1 protein-coding gene is annotated in these 4,546 nt (G+C 46.3%); it reads left to right on the forward strand.

Features of this window, described 5'->3' with window-relative positions; all coding sequences use genetic code 11:
* The first annotated feature begins 272 nt into the window (after window positions 1–272).
* The gene (locus IQ229_RS14135) at window positions 273–4,271 is read left to right on the forward strand and encodes a DUF4912 domain-containing protein (RefSeq protein WP_194044698.1); all 3,999 of its coding nucleotides are present in this window, start codon (window positions 273–275) and stop codon (window positions 4,269–4,271) included.
* Window positions 4,272–4,546 lie beyond the last annotated feature (275 nt).

Below are 4,546 nucleotides of genomic sequence, written 5' to 3' on the forward strand. Positions count from 1 at the left end.
CAATAATTCATAATCGCGGTCATAAACTACCAACTTGTGTATAAGTTGCAATATAACTTAGAAGAATTTATAGTAAACAGACTTTGGCAATTAGAGTATAAATTATCATGCTATCCACGTTGCAGCGAAGTATAAATCAGCATAAGTGCTTTAAAGTAATTAGAACTAAAGATAACTCAGATGTATAATTAGCCCGTCTCCTCCATAATCTTTATAAAGATCGCGATTTAGGACTGGCAGGCTTTCTATTTTTTACTTTAATTAAGGGGCTTATGTGGCAACAAGAAAAAAAACATACTTCGATAGTCAGACTGTTATTATGGGTTGCTTTAGCTACAACCCCAATGGCAGCATCTCTGGTGGTATCAGCACCGATGCTGGCACAATCTACACCTGAAGCTACCTCTTCGCCACTGCCACAAGCAGGGCAGAATGAATCGATAGTGCGGATTGACGGTTCCAGTAGCTTGAGTGCAATCAACCAAAGCCTGAAAGAAAGTTTTGAAAAACAGTTTATCGGTAAAAAGGTTGAAGTTGCTGCAAACGGCACTGAGACTGCGCTGAAAGATTTGCTAGATGGCAAAATCGATATAGTCGCAATGGGGCGCGGGTTGACGCCAGCAGAAAAAGCTCAAGGACTAGAACAAGTTCGTTTGCAGCGTGAAAAGATTGCGATCGTGGTTGGTGCAGACAATCCTTTCAAAGGAAGCTTGACTAGTAGGCAATTTGCCCGGATTTTTCGGGGGCAAATTACAAATTGGTCACAACTGGGAGGGCCTTCAGCCAAGATTCGGTTAATCGATCGCCCGAATACGAGTGAAACTCGCAATACTTTTCGTACTTATCCAGCCTTCAAAAATGCTGAATTTGCTACAGGGGCCAATGCTACCCAAGTAAGTGAAGATAATACCGCAGAAATCATCAAACAACTGGGCAAAGACGGCATCAGCTATGTGTTAGCTAATCAGGTGTCGAAGTTGAAAGGTGTGCGAGTTCTGCAATTACATCAAGCCTTGCCAGCTGATGCGAGATATCCCTTCTCGCAACCTTTAGTTTACGTTTACAAAAAAGATCAGAGTTTAACCACAGTAGATTTTCTGGGGTTTACCCTAGCACCCGCAGGACAACAGGCTATAGAAAGAGGTAGAACTGCGGAAGCTGAGGCGATCGCAGCCAGCGTATTACAACCTGCTGTTGCGACTTCACCCGGTGTCCAAACGACACCAGCAACTACGCCTTCCCCTAATGCCACTAGTTCTGCATTTGGCGAACAGCCCTTTGTGGCTGCTCCTGCACAAAGCGATCCAATTGTAAATAGAGAAACACCATTGTGGTTGCTGCTACCTGTCTTTTTTATAACTGTAGGTGGATCTGCACTATGGTGGATTCTGAGAAAACGTCCATTGCCCGCTCAGACAACAGACAATTTACCAGAATCAAATCCTCATCCACCCAATGGAGAAACGGCGGCGCTCGATGCCAGCACAGTTTCCTCCCTGAATGGAGCGACGCTGGAGGAGCAGGCAGTACCGCACTTTCAAGAGCAAGAAACCCCCGATCGCACTCCTTTTAACATCTATGCTCAAACACAATCTGACCTGAACCAAAATGCTACTCAGGAGACAGCAAATTTAGTACAAGAGACAACTAATGGTACTTCTAACCTCTATGAAGGCGCGACATCGGGCGTAGCTAATGGCTCAGAAAATAACAACTTAGGAGCCGCGGCTTTAGGTGGTGCAGCTATAGCAACAGGCATCGGGGCGGCTACTTGGTCTACCTTTAATAACAAAGAAACAGAAACAGACGCCATTGATGAGACTGTAAATCACAGTAATTATACGGAAACATACACTCCTGAGCCTGATGAAGTTGCATGGGATATAGAAGCCCCGGCAGCTGTAGTAAATACTTCATATCCTTACCCAGGTAATATTCCAGAAGAAGTGTCTGATGTGGAACTGCCTTTATCTGAGGTGACAGCCCCACTCCCAGAATTACCAGATGTGCCACAAGCAACATCTGATTTTGGATATTGGGACACAGCAATTAGTGAAGATGAGGTAGATGATGAACTTCAGGCAGAATTGAACTGGCTAGAGAGTATCACCTCAACTGAAGATACAGCCTCAGTAGATGAATTGCCCTTAGCGGAATCTGACGAAGTGATAGCCGATGTGGAAGCATCAGAGACAGATACATCCTCACTGCTCGATTTACCGGAATTTCCAGAAGATGTATTGAGTAAAGATGCATTGAATGTGGTAGCGGACGCAGCCGAACCCACTTTAACTTTGCCAGAGTCAGAACTTCCCGCCGAGCCGACTGTTGGGGAAGCTAACTCCACAGATTTGGCCGCAGCTTTAGCAGCGGGTGCGGGAGTTGGTGCTTGGGCTAGCACTTTCGGATCGGATGCCCAAAATGGGACGATCGCAGCCGAAACAGCTAGTGGTTTGGTTGATGCAGATGAAGAAAGTAGTATTGTACTCACACCACATACTTATACATCGGCTCATGTCTCTTGGGAGATTTCCCCAGCCAAGAAAGCAGAACTGTGGCAACAAGGCGGTACTCAATTGGTAGTGCGGCTGTATGATGTGACTGGCATTGATTTGAGTTATCAAACTCCGCAGTTAGTCAAGCAGTACGAATGTGCAGAGACAGCACACGATCGCGTTGTAGAAATTCCCCAGGGCGATCGCGACTACATAGCTGAAATTGGCTATATCGCTTATGGCGAACACTGGTTATTCATCGCCCGTTCCGCAATTGTTCGTGTATTCAGTCCTGTAAATCCAGATCCGATAGTTGATCGTGTGGCGATTGCAGGCGAAACAGCTATTGGTTTGGTAGATACTCAAGAAGAAAGCAGTATTGTCCTCACACCAGATACTGATGGATCGGCTCATGTCTCTTGGGAGATTTCCGAAGCCAAGAAAGCAGCACTCCGGCAACAAGGCGGCTCTCAATTGATAGTGCGGCTGTATGATGTGACTGGAATAGATTTGAGTTATCAACCTCCGCAGCTTGTAAAGCTGTATGAATCTGAGGAAACAGAAAACGAAGGATTGGTGGACATTCCCCAGGGCGATCGCGACTACATGGCTGAAATTGGCTATCTCGCTGATGGCGATGGCTGGTTATTTATCGCCCGTTCTGCGATCGTTCATGTCTCCAGTCCTGTGAATCCAGATCCCGTAGTTGATGATGTCGCAATCGCGGATAAAACAGATGTTGATTTGGTAGATGTCCAAGAAGAGAGCAGTATTGTCCTCACACCCCGCACTTTCCAATGGGCTGAAGTTTCTTGGGAGATTTCCGAAGCCAAAAAAGCAGCACTGCGGCAACAAGGCGGCTCTCAATTGGTAGTGCGGCTGTATGATGTGACTGGAATAGACTTGAGTTATCAAAATCCTCAGTTTGTCCAGCAGTATGAATGTGAAGAGACAGCACACGATCGCTTTGTAGAAATTCCCATCAGCGATCGCGACTACATAGCTGAAATTGGCTATGTCGCTGATGGCGATGTCTACGACGGTAAACAACGCTGGTTATTCATTGCCCGTTCTGCGATCGTTCGTGTCTTTAGTCCAGTGCCTACATTTTCAACGACAAAAGATCCCGTCGTTGAAAATGTAGCATTAGTAAGCGAAACCGCTATTGCTTTGGCAGATGTAGAAGCAGAAACTGCTCCAGAAGAGAGCAGTATTGTTCTCACACCCCGGACTCCCAAGTGGGCTTATGTCTCTTGGCAGATTTCCAAAGCTCAGGCAGAAGCACTGCGACAACAGGGGGGTTCCCAATTAGTAGTGCGGCTGTATGATGTCACCGGCATTGACTTGAGTTATCAAAGTCCCCAACTTGTCCAGCAGTATGAATCTGAAGAAGTAGCACGCGATCGCTTTGTGGCGATTCCCGTGAGCGATCGCGATTACATGGTTGAAATTGGTTATATTGCTGATGGCGATGCCGACGGCGGTAAACTACGTTGGTTACTTATAGCTCGTTCCGCTAACGTTCGGGTATTCAGTCGTCCCTACGGAGATTTTTGGTTTGTGGCTGATGCTGAGTTAATTATTCACGGAGCAACTCAACCAAATACCAACGTAAACATTGGCGGTCATGCCATCAAAGTTAAACCCGATGGTACTTTCCACCTACGTCTTCCCTTTTCAGATGGTTTAATGGACTATCTCATCACAGTAGCTGCTGATGGGGAATCCACAAGAACTATTCATAAGAAGTTCTCTCAGGAAACTTCCGAAAGCTAATATTACTTTGAGTTATCCTTTCTAACCCGAATGGCACTAAGAAAAGCCCAAAGGCTTGTGTCGTCTTGTTCCCAGCCTCCAGGCTGGGAATGTATTTAAAAAAGGGCTGCTGCCTCTTCTCAAGCTACTGGAGGCGGCAGCCCTCCCAGAATGTGTTCCCTGCCTAGAGGTCTACAGTGTACACACAAGTCGAATTACCCCCCTTAATCCCCCCTTGTAAAGGGGGGAAGAAGAAATCTTGTTCCCTCCCCAATACATACGGGGAGGGTTAGGGT

The sequence above is a fragment of the Nostoc cf. edaphicum LEGE 07299 genome, assembly GCF_015207245.1.
Lineage (GTDB): Bacteria > Cyanobacteriota > Cyanobacteriia > Cyanobacteriales > Nostocaceae > Nostoc > Nostoc edaphicum_B.